Origin of the sequence: Hoeflea prorocentri (genome assembly GCF_027944115.1) — a bacterium.
GTDB classification, from domain to species: domain Bacteria; phylum Pseudomonadota; class Alphaproteobacteria; order Rhizobiales; family Rhizobiaceae; genus Hoeflea_A; species Hoeflea_A prorocentri.
Genome location: NZ_JAPJZI010000001.1, coordinates 3,998,390 through 4,018,668, shown reverse-complemented (window position 1 = coordinate 4,018,668; position 20,279 = coordinate 3,998,390). Strand labels below are relative to the sequence as shown.

General features: G+C 60.1%; 19 protein-coding genes. 8 read left to right on the top strand and 11 right to left on the bottom strand.

Features of this window, described 5'->3' with window-relative positions; genetic code table 11:
• Nucleotides 1–17 precede the first annotated feature (17 nt).
• Together OQ273_RS18890 and OQ273_RS18885 are read left to right on the top strand one after the other, a co-directional pair.
• Complete coding sequence (locus OQ273_RS18890; protein WP_267992377.1) at nt 18–1,283, top strand: gluzincin family metallopeptidase; 1,266 nt, start codon at nt 18–20, stop codon at nt 1,281–1,283.
• A 96-nt stretch (nt 1,284–1,379) separates the two neighbouring features.
• Nucleotides 1,380–1,976 (top strand): pentapeptide repeat-containing protein, encoded by a 597-nt coding sequence (locus tag OQ273_RS18885; RefSeq protein WP_267992375.1) that lies wholly within the window; start codon nt 1,380–1,382, stop codon nt 1,974–1,976.
• A gap of 39 nt (nt 1,977–2,015) precedes the next feature.
• On the opposite strand, the gene OQ273_RS18880 is transcribed toward OQ273_RS18885, so the two are convergent.
• Nucleotides 2,016–3,791, bottom strand: a complete 1,776-nt coding sequence (locus tag OQ273_RS18880; RefSeq protein WP_267992373.1) for a tetratricopeptide repeat protein — start codon at nt 3,789–3,791, stop codon at nt 2,016–2,018.
• A 13-nt stretch (nt 3,792–3,804) separates the two neighbouring features.
• Complete coding sequence (locus OQ273_RS18875) at nt 3,805–4,419, bottom strand: GNAT family N-acetyltransferase (RefSeq protein ID WP_267992371.1); 615 nt, start codon at nt 4,417–4,419, stop codon at nt 3,805–3,807.
• A gap of 245 nt (nt 4,420–4,664) precedes the next feature.
• Here OQ273_RS18875 and OQ273_RS18870 point away from each other — a divergent pair, with 245 nt between their 5' ends.
• Nucleotides 4,665–6,002 (top strand): adenylate/guanylate cyclase domain-containing protein, encoded by a 1,338-nt coding sequence (locus OQ273_RS18870; protein ID WP_267992369.1) that lies wholly within the window; start codon nt 4,665–4,667, stop codon nt 6,000–6,002.
• 18 nt (nt 6,003–6,020) lie between these two features.
• Here OQ273_RS18870 and OQ273_RS18865 read toward each other — a convergent pair whose 3' ends face one another.
• Nucleotides 6,021–7,202 carry an adenylate/guanylate cyclase domain-containing protein gene (locus OQ273_RS18865; protein ID WP_267992367.1) on the bottom strand — a complete coding sequence of 394 codons (1,182 nt, stop codon included), beginning with the start codon at nt 7,200–7,202 and terminating at the stop codon, nt 6,021–6,023.
• A 92-nt stretch (nt 7,203–7,294) separates the two neighbouring features.
• Nucleotides 7,295–7,915, bottom strand: coding sequence for a ribonuclease D (locus OQ273_RS18860; protein ID WP_267992365.1), 621 nt, complete (start codon nt 7,913–7,915; stop codon nt 7,295–7,297).
• Between the two features lie 198 nt (nt 7,916–8,113).
• Between OQ273_RS18860 and OQ273_RS18855 the strand changes: the two genes are divergently transcribed.
• Nucleotides 8,114–9,646, top strand: a complete 1,533-nt coding sequence (locus OQ273_RS18855; RefSeq protein WP_267992363.1) for a YifB family Mg chelatase-like AAA ATPase — start codon at nt 8,114–8,116, stop codon at nt 9,644–9,646.
• 32 nt (nt 9,647–9,678) lie between these two features.
• Here the strand turns inward: OQ273_RS18855 and OQ273_RS18850 are convergent, their stop codons facing one another.
• The 3 genes from OQ273_RS18850 to dut form a co-directional block, all read right to left on the bottom strand.
• Nucleotides 9,679–9,936, bottom strand: a complete 258-nt coding sequence (locus OQ273_RS18850; protein ID WP_267992361.1) for a YjhX family toxin — start codon at nt 9,934–9,936, stop codon at nt 9,679–9,681.
• Nucleotides 9,937–10,133: 197 nt separating this feature from the next.
• Nucleotides 10,134–11,108, bottom strand: a complete 975-nt coding sequence (cysK, locus tag OQ273_RS18845; protein WP_267992359.1) for a cysteine synthase A — start codon at nt 11,106–11,108, stop codon at nt 10,134–10,136.
• Between the two features lie 191 nt (nt 11,109–11,299).
• Nucleotides 11,300–11,791: a dUTP diphosphatase gene (dut, locus tag OQ273_RS18840; protein WP_267992357.1), complete on the bottom strand. Its 492-nt coding sequence runs from the start codon at nt 11,789–11,791 to the stop codon at nt 11,300–11,302.
• 91 nt (nt 11,792–11,882) lie between these two features.
• Between dut and OQ273_RS18835 the strand changes: the two genes are divergently transcribed.
• Together OQ273_RS18835 and OQ273_RS18830 are read left to right on the top strand one after the other, a co-directional pair.
• The gene (locus OQ273_RS18835) at nt 11,883–13,472 is read left to right on the top strand and encodes a peptide chain release factor 3 (RefSeq protein ID WP_267992355.1); all 1,590 of its coding nucleotides are present in this window, start codon (nt 11,883–11,885) and stop codon (nt 13,470–13,472) included.
• A 23-nt stretch (nt 13,473–13,495) separates the two neighbouring features.
• Entirely contained in the window at nt 13,496–14,578 is a 1,083-nt protein-coding gene (locus OQ273_RS18830; RefSeq protein WP_267992354.1) for a DUF2855 family protein, read from the top strand.
• On the opposite strand, the gene OQ273_RS18825 is transcribed toward OQ273_RS18830, so the two are convergent.
• Both OQ273_RS18825 and OQ273_RS18820 read right to left on the bottom strand, forming a co-directional pair.
• A complete protein-coding gene (locus OQ273_RS18825; RefSeq protein ID WP_267992353.1) occupies nt 14,575–15,480 on the bottom strand; it encodes a pirin family protein in 906 nt (301 codons plus the stop codon). The two genes, OQ273_RS18830 and OQ273_RS18825, sit on opposite strands and share 4 nt — an antisense overlap.
• Nucleotides 15,481–15,587: 107 nt before the next feature.
• The gene (locus OQ273_RS18820) at nt 15,588–16,058 is read right to left on the bottom strand and encodes an Lrp/AsnC family transcriptional regulator (RefSeq protein ID WP_267992352.1); all 471 of its coding nucleotides are present in this window, start codon (nt 16,056–16,058) and stop codon (nt 15,588–15,590) included.
• Nucleotides 16,059–16,171: 113 nt separating this feature from the next.
• On the opposite strand from OQ273_RS18820, the gene OQ273_RS18815 reads away from it, so the two are divergent.
• Nucleotides 16,172–16,384: a DUF6356 family protein gene (locus tag OQ273_RS18815; RefSeq protein WP_267992351.1), complete on the top strand. Its 213-nt coding sequence runs from the start codon at nt 16,172–16,174 to the stop codon at nt 16,382–16,384.
• Between the two features lie 69 nt (nt 16,385–16,453).
• Nucleotides 16,454–17,260, top strand: a complete 807-nt coding sequence (locus OQ273_RS18810) for a class II glutamine amidotransferase (protein WP_267992349.1) — start codon at nt 16,454–16,456, stop codon at nt 17,258–17,260.
• Nucleotides 17,261–17,271: 11 nt separating this feature from the next.
• On the opposite strand, the gene coaBC is transcribed toward OQ273_RS18810, so the two are convergent.
• Complete coding sequence (gene coaBC, locus OQ273_RS18805; protein ID WP_267992347.1) at nt 17,272–18,648, bottom strand: bifunctional phosphopantothenoylcysteine decarboxylase/phosphopantothenate--cysteine ligase CoaBC; 1,377 nt, start codon at nt 18,646–18,648, stop codon at nt 17,272–17,274.
• 50 nt (nt 18,649–18,698) lie between these two features.
• Nucleotides 18,699–20,270, bottom strand: coding sequence for a 2-polyprenylphenol 6-hydroxylase (gene ubiB, locus OQ273_RS18800; protein ID WP_267992345.1), 1,572 nt, complete (start codon nt 20,268–20,270; stop codon nt 18,699–18,701).
• Between the last annotated feature and the right edge of the window lie 9 nt (nt 20,271–20,279).

Genomic DNA, 20,279 nt, shown 5'->3' with positions numbered 1-20,279 from the left:
GGGTGAGGTGATCGGACATGGAAGGCACGCGATTCAGGCTGTTTCCTCAGCCGCGTTTCCTGGATGATTTTGAAGAGCCGGAAACGGTTTATGTTTCCTCGCCCGCCGGTTCGCTTGAGCCGGGACCGGCCGATGAGCGCATGTACACCATCTTCCCGGTCGGAAAGCCTTCGCCCTACGGTATCAATCCGAACCCGGGCGAGGCGTCGGATGTTCTCATGCCGCCCTGGAAAGGCGAAGTGCATCCGTTGGCTGAGCCCGACGAAGATGGTCATTTTGACTATCTTGAGCCGGGGACCCCGCAATTCGAGGCCGCACATCTTTTTGGCACCGTGCGATTTGTCATGGATATCTGGGAAGGCTATTTCGACAGGCCCATTCCCTGGCACAGCGCCCGCCATTATGAGCGCCTTGAACTGACGATCCTGCCGACGCTGGAAAACGCCTATTCGGGATATGGTTTCCTGGAGATGGGCGGTGACCGCAAGCACGGGCGCTACAAGCCCTTCAGCCTGAATTTCGACGTGATCGCCCACGAGGTCGGCCACGCCTTTATCTATTCGGAGATCGGCGTTCCGGACCCGAACGGCGCAACCGGCGAATATTACGGTTTCCACGAAAGCGCCGCCGATCTCGTTGCCCTCGTGTCGTCACTGCATTTCAACAGCCTTGTCGATCGGTTGCTCAACAACACCAGCGGCAATCTCTACCGGCTCAACACCATCACCCGTATGGCCGAGCTGTCGGACAACTCGCAGATCCGTATTGCGGCGAACGACGTGCGCCTGTCGGAGTTCGAGCGCGGCTGGATCAAGGAACACAAGCTGTCCCAGCCGCTGACCGGTGCTTTTTTCGACATTTTTGTCGACCTGTTTCACGAATGCCTGCTCGACTATGGCGCCATCGATGCGCAGATGGAGGACATGTCAGACCAGCTGCTGGCGACACCGGATTACGCACCGGTCATGCAGGCGCTGTTTGACGAAGCCTTCGCCCGCGATCCGGACAGCTTCAAGATGGCTCTCATTGATGCGCGCGATATTCTCGGCACCTATCTGGCCGACACCTGGCAGCGCCTCGACCGGAACGATCTGAATTTTGTTGATGTGGCCAGGGCCTTCCAGTCTGTGGATGAAGACCACACCGGCGGCCGCTACCGAGCGCTGATCAAGGGCAATTTTGACATGCGCGACATTGGCCATGTCCGGGTCGGACCGCAGCTCCAGCCCTTGCAAAAGGACAGTCACGCCAACTCGGTGCGCACCATGATGCCTATAGACTGAATTCCTTTGCTGGTTTAACAATACTGTAAAGATACGTGACTAGGCCCAGTAGAAAGCCGGTAATAGTCCAGCAAAATTGGCGACAGGGGAGGTCAAATGCCTGAAACATTGCTCAGCGCGTCCAACATAGTTCTGTTCGGCCGTGAGGTTGAGGACATCAACATTGTCGCGCCGCGCGGAAACAAGGCGCACAGCCCATCCAAGGCTACAGCCAAGGGGTCTTCGTCAGGCATTCAGCAACAGTTGATGCGGGAAGAGATGGCTGATGCTATCGCCGGGTCGGGCAAGAAACTTGCCCGTTTCGCCAGAATCTACGGTTTCAGCTACGAAGGCGCCTATTTCGAAGTCGGCGTGCCGGTCCTCTTCCTGGTCCATGGCGAGGGCAAACATCCGAGCGAGATAAAGGTCCCGGGCCCCGACAATGACGACAAGAATTTCTACGACGATCTGAGGGCCTGGTCCTATGACCGTGGCGACGACACAATGCGTCTCGATATTGATTCGGGAAGCTTTGCCGACCTGCTGCTGAGCACGATCGGCGAAGGCGGTGCGGCCGTTTCCGGTGCCCGCGTATCCGGAGCGAGGGTCTCAGGCGCGCGCGTTTCCGGTGCCCGTGTATCAGGCGCGCGCGTGTCCGGCGCCAGGGTTTCCGGCGCGCGCATCAGCGGTGCTCGTGGCGACGCCGGCGACTGATCAAACGGAAATTTTTCGCGATAACGAGCCGGTCTTTTCCTAAAGGCCGGCTTTTTTCAGCCCGTCGACAAAGCGGGCGACGTCCTCTTCGAACTTGTCCGGCTGCACGGCCGCCCAGGCATCGACGCTGAAATTCGGATGGGCCTGTAGCACCTTTCGCGCCTCCGCCTCCGCCTCCGCAGTGCGTCCGAGCATGCCGTAGCTTGCCGCGAGCAGCCGGCGGCCCTCGGTCGGGTTCTGCATGGTCTGGATCGTGCGGATCGCATCGTCATAGCGCTCCAGATTGAAATAGGCCCCGCCCAGATGCCAGATGTACTGGTCCGGGTAGAAGGGATTGAGACGCATGGCCTTGTGCAGCATGGCCACCGCTTCCTCCGACCGGCCGCTATGTGCCAGCGCGTCGGCCATATCCGACATCAGGTCCGCATCGTTGGGATTAAGCCGCAGCGCCCGCTCATAGGCGTTGAGCGCCGCGTCATGCTCCTTGCGGTAGAGATGCGCAAAACCAAGCTCACCGAAGCCGCGTGCATCGGCATTGTCGAAATCAACCGCCTGGCGGGCCAGATGCAGGGCATCGTCCAGCGCCCTGTCCGGCTCATCCGTCCAGCCATAGCGCCAGTCAATATTCAGCGTCCGCGACTTTGCAGCCAGCGCACGGGCATAGGCAGCGTCGATTTCCAGAGCCTTGTCATAAAGCTCGCGGGCGCGGGCAACCTCTTCCTGCGTATAGCGGAAAATATGACTTTGGCCCTGCAGGACGAACCCGTAGGCGGCAAGGTTTGTCGGCGGCTGTTGCCGCACCCGGTCGAGCTCCGAGGCCTCAATCTGCACCGCTGTGGCGGAGACGATGACCTGCGTGATTTCATCCTGCAGATCGAAAATGTCCTCAATCTCGCGATTATACTGTTCGCCCCAGATCGTCCGGTCGCGCTTGGCGTCCATCAATTGCAGCGCCACGCGTATGCGCGGCCCGGATTTACGCACCGAGCCGTCCACCACGTAACGCACGCCGAGCTCGCGTGCGACATCCCGCGCTGCGATGCTGCGGTCGTTGTAGACATGGGCCGAGCCGCGGGCGATCACGAAGAAATCGTGGAACCGGGACAGGTTGGTGGTGACATCGTCGGCCAGCCCGTCCGCAAACCAGCTTTCCGACGGATCGTTGCCCTGAAAACCGAAGGGCAGCACGACGATGGACTGCTCCTTGTTGGCTTCCGGGCGCACATATTCGGAACTGCGGGCAGGGCGCCGCATGCCGGTGGTCAGCGTGGCGGCAGCAGGGTCTTCATGAACCTGGAACACATCCACCAGCTCGCTGATATTCTTGAATTCCTGAGCCCCCAGATATTCGTAGCCGAAGGAGAGCTTTTTGCTGACCTGATCATGGACGGTGCCGGAGATGCAGATGCGTCCCGGCTGTGCGAAGGATTCGATACGCGAGGCGATATTGATGCTGTCGCCGTGCAGATCGAGTTCGTCGATGATGATTTCGCCGAGATTGATGCCGATGCGGAAGAGTGTTTGCTTGTTCTCGCTGACGCCCTGGTTCTGCTCGCGGATGCGGTTCTGGATTTCGACGGCGAAAGAGACCGCATCGACGGCGCTGTCGAAGACGAGAAAAACACCGTCGCCATTGGTCCCGATAACCTTGCCGGAGAAATCGCCTGCGAGTGCCGAAAACATTTCGACACAGGACTTCACAGCCATGGTCGTGGCCATTTCATCCTCAGCCATCATCCGGCTGTAGCCGACCATATCCGCAAACAAGATGGCCGAAAGCCGGCTCTTGAACCGCGTTTGCTGCACGTCGCTCATGCCCTGCCCTTCGTCACGTCGGTATTGCCTCCAGTTTGATCCTGACCTTGTTTTTCTGATTGAACTCCGCACGCGCGCCCACGCGTTTGGCACTCCATTCGCTGTTCAATATGCCGACCTGAACCACGTCGTAATGCCGCCCGTTCGCATACCAGCCCTCGCGTACCCGGCCCTCCTCCTGAAATCCCAGATTCCGGGTGAGCAGGGCTGTGGTTTCATGGTCATCGCGATAAAGCGTTGTGACCCGGTGAAGCCGCAAGTGCTGAAAAGCAAGATCGAGCAATTCGATCGTCATCGCCGTAGCCAGGCCGTTTTCGCGCGCATGCCGCGCGACAAATATCGGCAGCACGGCGTCGCCGTGAATATAGTTGATCTTCTGAAGGCCGCCGATCCCCGTCGGCTTGCCCTGCGCACATTGCGCGACATACCAAAGACATGTCGGCGGGTCCGTGAGCTCAAGGGCCGGTTTCCAGCTTTCAAGAACTGCCTGCGGCCCGACAGGAACCGGCAGGCTCCGGTCAAAAAGGGCAATATCCTCAAAATCCGCGAACCATTCGGCCATCACAGAAATATCGTCGGCCCCCATCGGCCTCATCGAGTACATCGCCTGCGCGGTCACGTCGTTCATTGATCGCCCAAAGAAAAACTTCAAGAGTCCAGCATATCATGCAAGGTGCTGGCATGTAATAGTTTTAAGCGCCGCCGGGTGCGCAATGACGATATTATGAAGACATGCCGGACGTCATGACGATCGCAGCGCGGAGAGGGGGCCATGACACTGTATTTGCCTTGAATCGGTGCGAGAACCTTGAAATGGGAACGCATCGTACATTTCTTTAGGCTTGCCGAATGTCCGGAGATGGGTGGCCGTATATGGCGCAGACAACGACGCAAACAGATCACGGCGACAGCAATCCGACATTCAGGACGGAAGAGCTGGCGGCGCAGAAGGTGGCTCTATGGGGCCGGATGCTGGCTCTTGCGGTTATTGCCATACTATCGACGATACTGGCTCCCTGGCCGGGGCCGCTGATGTATTACCCCGTGATGGTTCTGTTTGTCCTTCTTGGCATTGGCGCCTATCGCGCGGAGAGAGCGCCATGGCGCCGGGAATGGCATCGTTACGCATTTGTCTTTGCCGATTTTGCACTTTTGTCGTTTGTGCTCCTTTATCCGAATCCGCTGATCCCCTTCGACCTGCCGCCGCAATACAGTCTGCGTTTCGGAAATTTCATCTATTTCTTCGTGCTGTTGGCAGTGCTTGCATACCTCTATCGGCCAGGTGTGGTCCTTTGGGGTGGGGTTTCGGCTGCTTTGAGCTGGTCAATCGGTGTGGCCATACTCGCCAGTCTGCCTGGAGCGATCACTGCGCCGCCGGTGGGCGAGGATCGCGAGGTGCTGCTGCAAACCATGGCCGATCCGCATTTTATTGACCTTGGCGTCAGGCTCCAGGAGGTAATTGTCCTGCTCTTGACCGCAGGCCTTTTGGCGTTGGCGGTTTCCCGCTCTCGAGCGATTGCCCTGCGGCAGGCCGCGCTCGCGAGCGAGCGGACAAACCTCGCACGTTATTTCCCCCGCAAAACGGTTGATCTCCTGGCGACCCGCACGAACCCCCTGTCGCAGCCGCGTGAACATCAGGCAGCAGTTCTCTTTGCCGATCTGATCTCCTTTACCAACTGGGCAGAGGACCGCCCGGCGCAGGAAACCATCAGCGTACTGAGGCAGATTCACGAATTGCTGGCCGATACGGTCTTTCGACATGACGGCACGCTGGACAAGTTCATCGGCGACGGCCTGATGGCGACCTTCGGAACGCCCGAACCGACCGACCGCGATGCCGTCAACGCGCTGACCGCGGCGGTTGAAATGGCCGATGTCTTCCGGCTGTGGAAGGAATCCAAACAGGGAACCGACGCCGGAGATCTGGAACTGGCGGTCGGCGTGCACTACGGGACCATCATCCTGGGCGACATCGGAACCAGCCGGCGCATGGAATTTGCCGTTCTCGGCGATACGGTCAACGTGGCAAGCCGTCTGGAGCAGGCCAATCGGGAGATCGGCTGTCGCTGTGTTGTCAGCACCGCGCTGGTCGAGGCGGCTGAAGCCGAAAGCCCCGCGGAAACGGCAACGGCTCTGGCCCGGCTGCACCGGCACGGGCCTTTGATCCTGCGCGGCCGCAGCGCCTCTACGGAAGTGCTGATGCTGGAATGACCGGACTTGTTTTCGCGCCTAGCGGAAACGCCAGATCGTCTGCTCGCCTTCGAACCCTTTGAGCTCTGAGGAGCCGGCGACGTCGCAGCGCTCCGGTGCATAGCGTGCAAGCGCGTCCGAGACGACATTGTCGCAGCCAAGGTCTGCCGCCGCCGAAAGCAGCCTTGCCGTATAGTTGACCGGCGGTCCGATGGCTGTGAAATCGAGCCGGTCGCCGCCGCCGATATTGCCATAGTGAAAGGTGCCGCAATGGAGCGCCGTGCGAAACGACACGGCATCCCCGGTCGGGTTTTCGGCCAGGGTTTCCATCCCTTCCGAAACCGCATCCATTGCCGCTCCCGTCATGGCGGCAAGGCCTTCCTCGTCCTCATAGGGGAAGATCGCAAAGAACCCGTCACCCATGAATTTCAGGATTTCCCCGCCTCTGGCCGTAACCGGCGGCACCAGTTGATCGAATGTGTCGTTGAGGAGTGCGACCAGCTCCGGTCCGGTCCTTTCGTTCGAGAGCTGGGTGAAGTTCTTCAGATCGACAAACAGGATAACAGCGGTGATTTCCTCCCCGTCGCCGCGATGAACCTTTCCGTCCCGGATGAGCGTTCCGCTGTTGCGGCCGACATAGGTCGACAAAAGCACAGCCGAATTGAGTCGCAGCATATAGGTCTCGGTCAGTCGGGCGAGCGGTGGATTCACACGTCGTAAAATCTCCAGATCGTCTTCGCTGAAACCGCCCTTCTGCGCCGATGACCAGGTGCACACATTGGTCTCGCCGGTGGTGAAGATCAGCGGCTGGGCCAGATAGTCGGTAAAGCCCTGTTCCCGCAATTCACCGACAATAATGTAGTCTTCCGGACAGTCCGGCCGTTCCAGATGCCGGCGTATCGTGACCTGCTTTTCGACGACGCGGGGCAGGGGGTTGGACGTGTAGATCTCCTGGTTGAATGTACCGAGCTGCGCATGGCTGATGTCGACGCCCTGGCCTTTGATCCAGCGAAACCGGGTGCCGAGGAGATTGGGGTGCAGCGTATAGATGAAGAGGACAAACCGGTCGATTTGGACGCCGAGTCCGACAAGCCCGTCACATATGCCGGTAATGATCTCGCGCGCATCGGCGCTTGGCCGCGCGCCGTCGATCATCCACTGCGTCAGGGCCTCGACCGTCGGGAATCGCGGCCTGGTCTCTTGTTTGTTGTTTTTGTCCACGGACAGTGCCTGCCCTCCGCTTCAGCGGCTGGTGATGATCCGCAGTATAGGGCCCGCCCGCCGCCATTCAAAATTGCGAGACAGGCCTTGGTTCAGCTATGGGCGAAGATATCGGTTTCATCCCAGCCGATCAGGTCGAGCCGGGCGCGCGTCGGCAGGAACCTGAAGCAGGCATCGGCATGCTTGACCCGCCCGTCCCGCTCCAGCCTCTCCGTCAGTCGGTCGCGCAGGGCGTGAAGGTAAAGGACATCCGAAGCGGCATATTCCAGCTGCGCCTCGCTCAACTCGTCTGCGGCCCAATCGGAAGACTGCTGCTGCTTGGAAATATCGATATCGAGCAGTTCGCGCAAATTGTCCTTCAGACCATGCCGGTCCGTATAGGTCCGGGTCAGCCGCGAGGCGATCTTGGTGCAGAACACCGGCTCGCAGGCAATGTTGAGCGCGTGATGGAGAACGGCGATGTCGAACCGTCCGAAGTGGAAGATCTTGGTCTTCTTCCGGTCCTTCAGAAGTGCGGCAAGAACCGGGGCTTTCTTTTGCCCCTTGGCAATCTGGATTACATCCGCCGTGCCGTCGCCCGGCGAAAGCTGGACGACACAGAGCCGGTCGCGATGCGGTTTCAGGCCGAGCGTTTCGGTATCGATGGCGATATCGCCCTGATAATGCGCGGCGTCAGCCTCGCTGATGTCGCCCTTGTGAAGCCGGATTGTCATGAGTGATCCCCGTTTGCCCTGGTTCCGAAAACGCCCGCTGGCGGGTGCGTGTCCGACATATCCTCTTACCGCACGCCCGTCCAGCCGCAAGCCCGGCCTCGGTCAATGAATGGTAAGCGCTGTGTTCTATTTTTGTTCTTGTTGATGCTTTTGCGATAGTGTATGAAGTTCTGCAGCCAAAACGTGCAGGAGAGGCAGATGGTATCGCGCGTAAGCACGGTCTCTTTTCAAGGAATAAGCGCCGTGCCCGTCGATGTGCAGGTTATGGTCGCGCCGGGAAAGGTTGGCATGAATATCGTCGGCCTGCCTGACAAGGCGGTTGCCGAAAGCCGCGAGCGCGTTCAGGCCGCGCTGCATGCGTCGGGCCTGTCGCTTCCGGCAAAGAAGGTCACGGTTAATCTTGCGCCTGCCGATCTGCCGAAGGAAGGCAGTCATTTCGATCTGCCCATCGCGCTTGGCCTCATGGCGGCGTTGGGTGCGATCCCCGCCGATGCACTCTCCGGTTACGTGGTGCTCGGCGAACTCTCGCTTGATGGAACCATCGCCGCGGTGGCCGGTGCGCTGCCGGCGGCGATCGGCGCCAATGCCTTGGGAAAGGGGCTGATCTGTCCGGCGGACTGCGGGCCGGAAGCCGCATGGGCAAGCGCCGATCTCGATATTCTCGCGCCGCGCAGCCTTATTGCCATGGCCAATCATTTCAAGGGCACGCAGGTTCTCTCGCGTCCTGAGCCCGCCGTACGCGGCGCACCGGACGATCTGCCGGATCTTGCCGATATCAAGGGACAGGAGATGGCGCGGCGTGCATTGGAAGTGGCCGCGGCCGGCGCTCACAATCTCCTCATGTCCGGTCCGCCGGGGTCGGGAAAGTCGATGCTTGCCGCCCGGCTGCCCTCGATCCTGCCGCCCCTGTCTCCGGCAGAGCTTCTTGAAGTCTCGATGATCCATTCGATTGCCGGCCTTTTAACCGGTGGCGAGCTGTCGGACCGACGGCCCTACCGTGCTCCGCACCATTCGGCCTCGATGGCGGCGATGGTCGGCGGCGGCATAAGGGCAAAACCCGGCGAGGTCTCGCTTGCCCATAACGGCGTTCTGTTTCTCGACGAGTTTCCCGAGTTTACGCCGCAGGTGCTTGATTCCCTGCGTCAGCCGCTGGAAGGCGGTGAGTGCGTGATTGCCCGCGCCAACCATCATGTGAGTTACCCGGCACGCATCCAGCTTGTCGCGGCCATGAACCCCTGCCGCTGCGGCATGGCGGGCGAACCCGGCCATGTCTGCGCCCGTGGTCCGCGCTGCCAGGCGGATTATCAGGCCCGTATCTCCGGACCGCTGCTCGACCGGATCGATCTGAGGATTGCCGTGCCTGCGGTCACCGCCACGGATCTCATCCGGCCGGGCGCCAGCGAGACGAGCGCCGATGTGGCAGGACGCGTGGCTCTGGCGCGTGAGCGCCAGACAGAGCGTTTCAGCGCCCTCGGCATGCCGCAGGTCACCTCCAACGCCCTTTGCCCGACCTCGCTGATCGAAACGATCGCACAGCCGGATGCTCCAGCCGCAAGCCTGCTGCAGGATGCCGCCGAGCAGATGAAGTTCTCCGCCCGCGCCTACCATCGCATCCTCAAGGTCGCCCGTACGCTCGCCGATCTCGACGATGCCGACGACATCAGCCGCATGCACATCGCTGAAGCAATCTCCTACCGCCTGCCGGGCGAGGGCGTGGCGGCAGCGGCGTAAGAAGCGCCGCCGAAGAAGGGCGGCGCTTTTCCTTATCGATTGTCGGCCTGCGAGCGGACGCGTCTTAGTCCGAGCTGTGTGATCGTGTACGGGCCGCCACGCTTGGATGAAATGAGCCGGCGGCGCTTCAGCTTTCTGAAAAGCTCAAGCGAACAGCCGCTCCAATACCATCCGTCGCGTGTGATACAGGAATTGTCGACAATGCGGCCTCGTTCATCCTTTTCAACAAGGATATGGCCGCCTTGAGCGAGCAGGTGAAGCACCCGCTGCTCGGGTCTGGAAATGTCCATTGGATTGTCCGAAGTCTATGCGCAACAAAATACCCGCCGCGGCATGGCCTGCGGCAGTGTTCACATTGTCGCCCGGTCTTCCTTGACCGGGCTTTACCGGGACTCGAAGCGTCCGCGCATAAAAACTCCGTTGTTGATGGCGCTTAGGTAGCGATCCCGGCGCGCGAATGCAAGGGCCGGGATCGCCGCGTTGAGACCTAGCCGTCCAGACCGTCGAACAGCGCTGTCGAAAGATAACGTTCGGCGAAGGACGGAATGATGACTACGATTGTCTTTCCTTCGTTCCCCGGCCGCTGACCCACTTTGACGGCAGCGCTCAGCGCAGCGCCGGACGAGATGCCGACGGGAATGCCTTCAAGCCGCGCCACCTGCCGGGCCATCTCGAAGGCCTCGTCATTCGAAGCGGTGACGATCTCGTCATAGATCTCCGTGTCGAGAACGCCGGGCACGAAGCCCGCGCCGATGCCTTGAATCTTGTGCGGCGCGTGCGCGCCGCCCGAAAGGACTTGAGAATCCTCCGGTTCAACCGCCACGATCCTGATCCCCGGCTTGCGCGACTTCAGAACCTGACCTGATCCGGTGATCGTGCCGCCCGTGCCGATGCCGGAGACAAGAATGTCGACGCCGCCATCGGTGTCGTTCCAGATTTCCTCCGCTGTCGTCTCACGGTGGATTTGCGGATTGGCGGGGTTCTCGAACTGTTGCGGGATCACCGCATCCGGTATCTCGGATGCCAGTTCTTCGGCCTTGGCGATGGCGCCCTTCATACCCTTCGGCGCTTCGGTGAGCACCAGCTCCGCGCCAAGCAGCGCCAGCATCTTGCGGCGTTCGACCGACATGGATTCCGGCATGGTCAGGATCAGTCGGTATCCCTTGGCGGCTGCCGCAAAGGCCAAAGCGATGCCGGTATTGCCGGAGGTCGGCTCCACCAGAACCGATTTGCCGGGCGTGATCAGCCCGTCGCGTTCCATGGCTTCGATCATGGCGACGCCGATCCGGTCCTTGACGCTGGCGATCGGATTGAAGAACTCCAGCTTTGCAAGCAGATTGGCATGGACCCCGTTTTCCGACGCAAGCCGCCCAAGGCGCACAAGCGGCGTATCGCCGATCGTCTGCGTGATGGACTCATAAACCCGCCCGCGGCCGGGTTTGCGCTCTGCGTGCTCTGACATGATTGTGCTCCTTGGTTCCCATCGATGGATGGAATATGTGACGATCATAAACTGCCTCGCAAGAACCGGCGAGGTCAGGAATGCTGAATGCCCATTTCATTTAGTAGAAAATTCCCGTTTCGCAAGATAAATGGAACGGGAAACTAAGAAATCAGAAAAATTGCTGGCTCTTTAGAAGAAATTTGCGGCGTTTAATGTCCCGTTGAGCCAAAGCCGCCGCTGCCGCGACCGGTCTCGCCGGCGAGCGTTCGTTCTTCAATACGGGCCTGCACCACCGGTGCGATGACCATCTGTGCAATGCGCATGCCACGCTCGATGGTGAAGGCTTCGCTCCCGTGATTGATCAGCAGAACCTGCACCTCGCCGCGATAGTCGCTGTCGATTGTGCCGGGCGTATTGAGGCATGTCAGCCCGTGTTTGAAGGCAAGGCCGGAGCGTGGCCGGATCTGCGCCTCGAAACCCGGCGGGATTTCAAAGACAAAGCCCGTCGGCACCAGCACGCGGGCGCCCGGATCAAGAGTGATCGGCGCAGCCTCGTCATTCGCCGCGCGCAAATCCATGCCGGCTGCGCCCTCGGTCTCGTAACTCGGCAAAGCCAGGCTGCTGCCGTGTGGTAACCGGACCAGGCCGACAACCGGTCCCGTCTCGTCAATCGTCGTATATTGAAAGGTTTGCGCAGCCATGCCGCACTCTTGCCGCCAGGCGCAGCTTCGTCAATTGCCACAGCGGTAAACTGGCGTTAGAAGACCTGCAATTCAACAGGATTTTCTCCGCATGACCGATCATCTGGCGAAAGCCGTCGCAAGGCGGCGTACCTTTGCCATCATCTCGCACCCGGATGCCGGCAAGACCACCTTGACCGAAAAACTGCTTCTGTTTGGCGGCGCGATCCAGCTCGCCGGTGAGGTGAAGGCCAAAAAGGACCGCATGCAGACCCGCTCGGACTGGATGAAGATCGAGCGCGACCGCGGCATTTCGGTCGTCACATCGGTGATGACCTTTGAATATGGCGACCATGTCTTCAACCTGCTCGACACGCCCGGCCACGAGGATTTTGCCGACGACACCTACCGAACGCTGACTGCGGTCGATGCGGCGATCATGGTCATCGATGCCGCAAAGGGTATCGAGCCGCGCACGCTGAAACTTTTTGAGGTCTGCCGGCTGCGCGATATTCCCATCGTCACCTTCGTCAACAAGATGGACCGCGAGAGCCGGGACCCGTTCGAAATCCTCGACGAGGTCGAGGAAAAGCTGGCGCTCGACACCGCGCCGATGACCTGGCCCATCGGCCGGGGCCGGACCTTCGCCGGCACCTATCACCTCGCCGACAATGCCGTGCGCCGTCAGGACAGCGAGGAAGAAGTCACCAAGGTCAACGGACCGGAGGCCGACAGCGCCGCCGGATTGTTGCCGGAAAACGACCGCGACACGTTCATCGAGGAGACGGCGCTTGCCATAGAGGCCTGCCGTCCCTTCGATCTGGAGGCCTTCAGGGAAGGCCATTTGACGCCTGTCTATTTTGGTTCGGCGCTGCGCAATTACGGCGTGCGCGACCTGATCAACGCGCTCGGCAAATATGCGCCGCAGCCCCGTGCCCAGAAGGCCGGCGATCGCCTCGTCAAGGCAACGGACCCGAAAATGTCCGCCTTTGTTTTCAAGATCCAGGCGAATATGGACCCCAATCACCGTGACCGGATCGCCTTTGTGCGCGTCTGCTCTGGACGCCTGCAGCGTGGCATGAAAGCCCGCCTCTCGCGCACCGGAAAAACGCTCGGTCTTTCGGCGCCCCAGTTCTTTTTTGCCCATCAGCGCCAGCTTGCCGACGATGCCTATGCCGGCGATGTGGTCGGCATTCCCAACCATGGCACATTGCGCATCGGCGATACGCTGACGGAGGGCGAGGATATTGTCTTTGAAGGCGTGCCGAACTTTGCGCCGGAGATCCTGCGTCGAGTGCGGCTGGAAGACGCCATGAAGGCAAAAAAACTGAAAGAGGCGCTGCAGCAGATGGCCGAGGAGGGTGTCGTTCAGCTCTTTTCGCCGGAGGACGGCTCGCCTGCCATTGTCGGTGTGATCGGCGCGCTGCAGCTTGATGTTCTGAAGGAAAGACTGAGAGCGGAATACGGCCTGCCGGTCAGTTTCGAGACGGCGCGGTTCAGTGTCTGCCGGTGGATCTCGGCCGAGAATGATGTCGAGGTCGAGAAATTCATCAACGCCAAGCGCGGCGATATCGCCCGCGATCTCGATGGCGATGCGGTCTTTCTGGCCTCTGACGGCTTTTCATTGAATTATGAAGCCGAACGCTGGCCTGCCATACAATTTGCCCACGTCAAGGAATATCATCCACAAAAGGCGGCGTGATCCCGGTTCCAGGAGCAATGGCCATGATGCAGTTTCAGGTCCGCAAGGACGATCTTTCAAATCACCGTCTGGTCGAGGCCGATGCTCCGGATTTGGCTGACGGGGAAATCCTGCTCAAGGTCGACCGGTTTGGACTGACGGCCAACAACATCACCTACGGGGTCGTCGGCGAGCGCATCGGCTACTGGAATTTCTTTCCGCCGCTGAATGATGACGATGGCCGCTGGGGTATTATCCCCGTCTGGGGTTTTGCTGATGTGGTTGCCTCGAACGCGGCGGAGGTGCCCGAGGGCGAGCGGCTTTACGGCTATTTCTCGATGGCGACGCATCTGGTGATGCGGCCGCAAAAGGTCAGCGAAACCCGGATATTCGATGGATCGAAGCACCGGTCCGCCCTGCCACCGGTCTACAACTCCTATGTACGTCTCACGGGTCAGCCGGATTATGATCGTGCACTGGACAGCGCTCGCATGGTGCTGCATCCGCTTTATGCGACGTCCTTCTGTCTGCACGATTTCCTTACCGACAATGACTGGTTCGGAGCCGAGCAGATCATGGTCATCAGCGCGTCCAGCAAAACGGCGATCGGTCTTGCCTATGCACTGACCGATGACGAGCGCGCCCCCGCCAGCATCGGCATGACATCAGCCCGGAATCTCGATCTCGTCCGCTCGCTCGGGCTGTACGATACGGTGTTGTCATACGATGAGATCGAAGCGGTCGACGCCGCCAAACCCACTGCCATTGTCGATATGTCCGGATCGGGCTCGGTGCTTTCGGAACTGCATGCCCATCTTGGAGACAATATGCGCTACTGCTCAAATGTCGGCGTCACCCATTGGTCGGAATTCGGACCGGGACCCGGCTTCATTCGCGAACGCAGCCATATGTTCTTCGCCCCGGGCCATATCCAGAAGCGTGCGGGTGAGTGGGGCAAGGGCGAGTTCGAAAAACGCGCCCTCGCGTTCTGGCAATCGGCTGCCGAACGGAGCAATGACTGGCTGACCTACGAGACGACCGAAGGCCTTGCCGATATTGCCGGTCTCTTCGACGACCTGCGTGACGGCAAGGTCTCGCCGCACACCGGATTGGCGGTCACGCTCTAGCTCCTTATGAACGAGCCCGATTGCAGTTCCTGGATCGCTTGAACCAGCTCTTCGCGTGTGTTCATGACGATGGGTCCATGCCAGGCGACCGGCTCCTGTATGGGTTTGCCGCACACCAGCAGAAAGCGAATGCCTTCCTCGCCGGCCTGAACTGTCACCTCATCTCCGGTGTCGAAGACGACAAGCGTCCTGTCGCCGGTCTGATCGCGCAGAAGGATCTCTTCACCGCCGATTTCCTTTTCCGTCAACACGCCGAAGGGCTTTGAGGCGCCCGAAAACGTTCCGGATCCGGCAAAGATATAAGCGAAGGCAGAGCGATAGGTATCGACCGGCAGGGTCTTGCGTTTGCCCGGCGCGACGGAAACATCGAGATAAAGCGGATCGGCGGACACGCCGTCGACGGGCCCGGCTTTTCCCCAGAAGTCGCCGCAGACAATGCGCACGACCGTGCCGTCATCGTCGATCACTTCCGGAATATCTGCGGCCTTGATGTCCTGATAGCGCGGGTCGGTCATCTTCAGTGACGAGGGCAGGTTTGCCCAGAGCTGGAAGCCGTGCATGCGGCCCTGCGCATCACCCTTGGGCATTTCCTGATGCATGATGCCGCTGCCGGCGGTCATCCATTGCACGTCTCCGGCGCCGAGCGATCCCTGATTGCCGAGACTGTCGCCATGATCCACCGCACCGGCGAGCACGTAGGTGATCGTCTCGATACCGCGATGCGGGTGCCAGGGAAAGCCGGCGAGATAGTCCTGAGGGCGATCGTTGCGGAAATCGTCGAACAGGAGGAACGGGTCGGCAAGCGTCGGATCATCGAAGCCGAAGGCCCGGTGCAGTTTGACGCCGGCTCCTTCCATGGTCGGCGTAGCGGTCGAAATCTGTTTGACGGGGCGGATAGACATCGCAGTGGCTCCTTTTGAGCCTCCAATATAGGCCATCGGCGCGGCGAAACAGGTATAGCCGCGATGACGCACTGTTCAATGCACAAAGACGCCGGGCCGATACCTGTTCATATTGTGGGGATAGTCGGAAGAGCCGTCGTGTCCTTGATGTCCTCCATGACGAAGGAAGCACTGACATCGGAGAGCGGTACCTTGGCGATCAGGCGCTGATAGAGGCGGTCATAGGATTTGACATCGGCAACACGGGCGCGCAGCACATAATCGAGCTCGCCGCTCGTGCGGTGCACGCCGGTAATTTCAGGCAGGCTCACCACCGCCGCGCGGAACCGCTCAAGCCAGTCGGGATCGTGATTGGCCGTGCGCACAAAGATGAAAACCGCCAGTCCGCAGCCGATCTGCTCGGGATCGACCAGTGCAACCCGTGCGCGGATTACGCCGTGTTCTTCAAGCGCCTTGACCCGCCGCCAGCAGGCATTGCGCGACAGGTGGACCTTTTCGGCCAGCGATTCGACCGACAGGCTGCCGTCTTTTTGCAATTCATCTAGGATCTTGAGATCAAATTCGTCCAATTTACGCATGAGTGAGACATATATCCCATAAATAACCAAAATACGAACAATTTCGGGAACATTTCCCGAAAATTGCGGACTATCATTTGCGGATAAGAAAACAACATCGAAGGGATAGGGCCATGGCCAAACCGCTCACGCGTCTGTTCACCGAACACCCGCAATCGGTCGATGAGACCTATTTCCAGCACATGCGTTTTGCCGCCGGCTTCTCCGTGCGGCTGTTTGCCGCCGGATGTGCTGCGCTTGTTCATGCGTTTCTGCCATTTCTGTTCGAAAAGACAGCCAGCAACATGATCGGCGAGATGCATCATCGCATGCACAATCGCAGCTAGCCGCCCGATGCGTGTCTTTGTCTTTGCCACGGTGCATCGCCGTCATGTCGACGGGCTGGGATCCTGATTATGTGCCGCTGGGTCGCATACCGTGGTGCACAATGTTTTCTGGAAGACCTCGTCACGTCGCCCGCGCATTCGCTCATTGACCAGTCGCAATGCGCAACGGAAGCCAAAACCGCCACCAATGGCGATGGTTTCGGTATCGCCTGGTATGGCGAGCGGGATGAACCCGGTCATTATCGGGATATTCTGCCGGCATGGTCGGACGACAATTTGCGCTCTTTGGCCCGGCAGATTGCTTCGCCGCTGTTCCTTGCCCATATCAGGGCGTCGACGGCAGGCCGCACAACGCGCGACAACTGCCATCCCTTTGTCCATGGTCGATGGTCTTTCATGCATAACGGCCAGCTCAGCCATTTCGAGCGTCTTGAAAGAGTCCTCGAGGCGAGGCTCGATGACCAGCTTTATTCGGCGCGCAAGGGCTCGACCGATTCGGAGCTGCTGTTTCTGCTGGCGCTGGAGTTCGGTCTTGAAGATCATCCGAAGCAAGCGCTCGAGGCAGCCATCGGATTCGTGATCTCCCGCGCGCAGGCGCTGGGGCTACAGCCTCTGATAAGATTCACCGCCGCGTTGAGCGATGGCGCATCGCTCTATTGCGTGCGCTTTGCGACCGACAAATTTGCGCCGACACTTTATAGTGGCCGCATGACAGGTCACGCGCACGATAGTTATTGCCTGGTTTCGGAGCCGTTTGACGAAGACACGCACCGATGGTCGGAAATTCCGGCCGGCAGTTTCGTCAGCGTCACCGATGCCGGCATTGATGTTGCGCCGTTCCGTCCCGCTGTTTCGCCGCGTGCTATCGCTGTTTAGACAGGACGTACCTAAAACCTTCTGGCGATCTCCTGGGCGAGCCGGTTCGCCACGTTCCGCTTGTCCATTTCCGGCCAGTCCTCAACGCCATCCGCCGTGACAATGCGCACATTGTTCCTGTCGCCGCCCATGATGCCTGTCTCCGGAGACACATCATTGGCGACAATGAAATCGGCGCCCTTGCGCTCGAGTTTCGCGCGGGCATTGTCGATCAGGTTTTGCGTTTCCGCCGCGAAGCCGACAACAAGGCCGGGGCGGTGCTGGTGATGACCCACGGTTTTGAGGATGTCCGGGTTCTCGGTCAGTTTCAGCGCTGGAGGCTGTTCGCCCTTTTTCTTCTTGATCTTCTCGCCGGATTCGCCGGCTGTGCGCCAATCCGCGACCGCCGCGACCATGACGGCAATATCCGCGGGCAAATGTTTTTCGACGGCCTTCAGCATCTCGCGGGCACTTTCCACATGCACGGTCGACACGCCCGGCGGGTCGCCAATGGTCACAGGACCGGATACCAGCGTAACGCGCGCGCCGAGTGATGCGAGGGCCGCGGCAATGGCGTGCCCCTGCTTGCCGGAGGACCGGTTGGCGATATACCGCACCGGATCAATCGGCTCATGCGTGGGGCCCGACGTCACAATCGCCGTCTTTCCGGACAAAGGCTTCGGCCGGTCGTCAAGGAGACGGGCTGCCGCCGCCACGATATCCAGCGGCTCGGCCATCCGGCCTTTTCCCGCTTCGCCGCTTTCGGCCATCTCGCCGGATGCCGGGCCGACGATATGGGCGCCGTCATCTTGCACCTGCTTGATATTGCGCTGCTGTGCCGGTGCCGACCACATGACCGGATTCATCGCAGGGGCGATGAGTATCGGGCGGTCGCTTGCAAGGATCACCGTGGAGGCAAGATCGTCGGCAAGCCCGTGCGCTGCCTTGGCGATGAAATCAGCCGTCGCAGGCGCGACGATGATCAGATCGCTGCCGCGTGCAAGGCGGATATGACCAACATCCTGCTCATCTTCGCGCGAGAAGAGCTCTGTGAACACGTGGTCTGCGCACAGGGCTCCGACGGAAAGCGGGGTGATAAATTCCATCGCGCCCTTTGTCATGATCGGTCGCACATTCGCACCGCGTTCCCTCAGGCGCCTGATCAGGTCGAGCGATTTGTAAGCGGCAATCCCGCCCGTAATGATCAGCAGGATATCTTTGTCGGCTAAGATGCCGTCGACCACCGCTTCTTGCGGGTTGAATTCAGTTGAAGCTTCGACCTCTGTAACTGATGCGTCACGCAGCAGGTGACGCACCTCTTCTTCCATGGAACGGCCATTGCGGGCAGCGCGCTCGCGCAAGGACTGCTTCGTCGCATCATCTAGGTTGCGGATGGTAATACTGGCCATGGCGGTCTCCCTGGCCAATATTCTACCACAATGATTTCATTGATTGCAAATCAGATTTGGAAAGCAATATAGATTGCTGTCAATGCAATCACCCATAGCGCAATACGGCCGGATCTGGAGTGGCGCGCCTCCGCTTTTCCGATATGCTCTGCCGTTTCGGGGTCGAAACGAAGCCCGCTTTTAGCCATCTCATCCATCTCCTGCGACAAACGCTCGGCGCGCGCCGCAAGCACGGGGGCCTGTTCGGCAAGCCGGGCCGCAGCCTGCAGCCCGTCTTTCACGTCGGTCACAATGCGTGCCGGGCCGAGATTGCGCATAATCCAGTCCCCGACAACGGGTTCGGAGGCTTTCCACATGTTGAAATGCGGATCGAGCAGGCGCGCGACCCCCTCGACGACAACCATGGTCTTCTGTAGCATGATCAGTTCCGGCCGCGTCTCCATGTCGAACAGCTCGGTCACCTCGAAAAGCAGAGTCAGAAGCTTGGCCATTGATATGGTTTCGGCGGATTGCCCGTGGATCGGCTCGCCGATCGCGCGGATGGCCTGGGCGAAACTTGCCACGTCATGATGGGCGGGAACATAGCCGGCTTCAAAATGCACTTCAGCCACGCGGCGATAGTCCCGCTTGATAAAGCCGTAGAGGATTTCCGCCAGGAAGCGGCGCTCCTTTCTGCCGAGCCTGCCGACAATACCCATATCCACCGCGACAATGATTCCGTTCGGATCGACGAAGAGATTGCCCTGATGCATGTCGGCATGAAAGAAACCGTCGCGCAAGGTATGACGCAGGAAGGACTGGATCAGAACCTCCGCGAGGTGTGGAAGGTCGAGCCCGGCATCGCGTAACGCGTCAAGGTCGGCGATCTTGATGCCGTCGATCCATTCCATCGTGACGACGTCGCGCCCGGTTCGTTCCCAGTCGACGGTCGGCACGCGAAAGCCCGGATCGTCTTTCGTATTCTCAGCCAGCTCCGACAGCGCCGCGGCCTCGAGCCGGAAGTCCATTTCGATCTTCGTCGTCTGCTCAAGTGTACGTGCAACATCGACGGGCCGTAGTCGCCGTGTTGCCGGCACCAGTCTTTCAGCAAGCCGGGCGACCAGATAGAAGGCATCGAGATCGCGGTAAAAGCGCTGCCGGATCCCCGGGCGCACCACCTTGACCGCCACTTTGCGGGTGCCGGTTTCGTTCCTGACCTCGGCCGGATGGACCTGGGCGATGGAAGCGGCGGCGATCGGCGGATCGAAGCGCACATAAAGATCGTCGATTTCACGTCCGATCGACTCGACGATGCGCTCCTCGGCCGATGCCATCGGGAACGTGTCCATCCGGTCCTGAAGCAGCGAAAGATCCTGGGCAAGGGTCCGTCCGACAACATCGGGCCGCGTCGCAAGAAACTGACCGAGTTTCACATAGGAAGGTCCGAGCCGCTCGACAGCCCGTGCCAGCCGCTCCGCGCGGTCGGTGCGTTGCGCACGGCGCCGGGCGATCGCGGAAGCAAGTCCGTGAGCCGCGCGGGCCGGCCCGTGCAGCCCGTCGGCCGGCAGGGAGGCGATAACGCCCTCCCGGGCCATCACCCAGCCGGCGCGCATCAATCGGAAATAGGCGAGGACATTGGTCATGATCTGCCG

Excerpts from the sequence above, each read along its gene's own strand:
- OQ273_RS18890 (WP_267992377.1), top strand. The coding sequence starts at position 18 with ATGGAAGGCACGCGATTCAGGCTGTTTCCTCAGCCGCGTTTCCTGGAT.
- OQ273_RS18885 (WP_267992375.1), top strand. The coding sequence starts at position 1,380 with ATGCCTGAAACATTGCTCAGCGCGTCCAACATAGTTCTGTTCGGCCGT.
- OQ273_RS18880 (WP_267992373.1), bottom strand. The coding sequence starts at position 3,791 with ATGAGCGACGTGCAGCAAACGCGGTTCAAGAGCCGGCTTTCGGCCATC.
- OQ273_RS18875 (WP_267992371.1), bottom strand. The coding sequence starts at position 4,419 with ATGAACGACGTGACCGCGCAGGCGATGTACTCGATGAGGCCGATGGGG.
- OQ273_RS18870 (WP_267992369.1), top strand. The coding sequence starts at position 4,665 with ATGGCGCAGACAACGACGCAAACAGATCACGGCGACAGCAATCCGACA.
- OQ273_RS18860 (WP_267992365.1), bottom strand. The coding sequence starts at position 7,915 with ATGACAATCCGGCTTCACAAGGGCGACATCAGCGAGGCTGACGCCGCG.
- OQ273_RS18855 (WP_267992363.1), top strand. The coding sequence starts at position 8,114 with ATGGTATCGCGCGTAAGCACGGTCTCTTTTCAAGGAATAAGCGCCGTG.
- OQ273_RS18850 (WP_267992361.1), bottom strand. The coding sequence starts at position 9,936 with ATGGACATTTCCAGACCCGAGCAGCGGGTGCTTCACCTGCTCGCTCAA.
- cysK (WP_267992359.1), bottom strand. The coding sequence starts at position 11,108 with ATGTCAGAGCACGCAGAGCGCAAACCCGGCCGCGGGCGGGTTTATGAG.
- dut (WP_267992357.1), bottom strand. The coding sequence starts at position 11,791 with ATGGCTGCGCAAACCTTTCAATATACGACGATTGACGAGACGGGACCG.
- OQ273_RS18835 (WP_267992355.1), top strand. The coding sequence starts at position 11,883 with ATGACCGATCATCTGGCGAAAGCCGTCGCAAGGCGGCGTACCTTTGCC.
- OQ273_RS18830 (WP_267992354.1), top strand. The coding sequence starts at position 13,496 with ATGATGCAGTTTCAGGTCCGCAAGGACGATCTTTCAAATCACCGTCTG.
- OQ273_RS18825 (WP_267992353.1), bottom strand. The coding sequence starts at position 15,480 with ATGTCTATCCGCCCCGTCAAACAGATTTCGACCGCTACGCCGACCATG.
- OQ273_RS18820 (WP_267992352.1), bottom strand. The coding sequence starts at position 16,058 with ATGCGTAAATTGGACGAATTTGATCTCAAGATCCTAGATGAATTGCAA.
- OQ273_RS18815 (WP_267992351.1), top strand. The coding sequence starts at position 16,172 with ATGGCCAAACCGCTCACGCGTCTGTTCACCGAACACCCGCAATCGGTC.
- OQ273_RS18810 (WP_267992349.1), top strand. The coding sequence starts at position 16,454 with ATGTGCCGCTGGGTCGCATACCGTGGTGCACAATGTTTTCTGGAAGAC.
- coaBC (WP_267992347.1), bottom strand. The coding sequence starts at position 18,648 with ATGGCCAGTATTACCATCCGCAACCTAGATGATGCGACGAAGCAGTCC.
- ubiB (WP_267992345.1), bottom strand. The coding sequence starts at position 20,270 with ATGACCAATGTCCTCGCCTATTTCCGATTGATGCGCGCCGGCTGGGTG.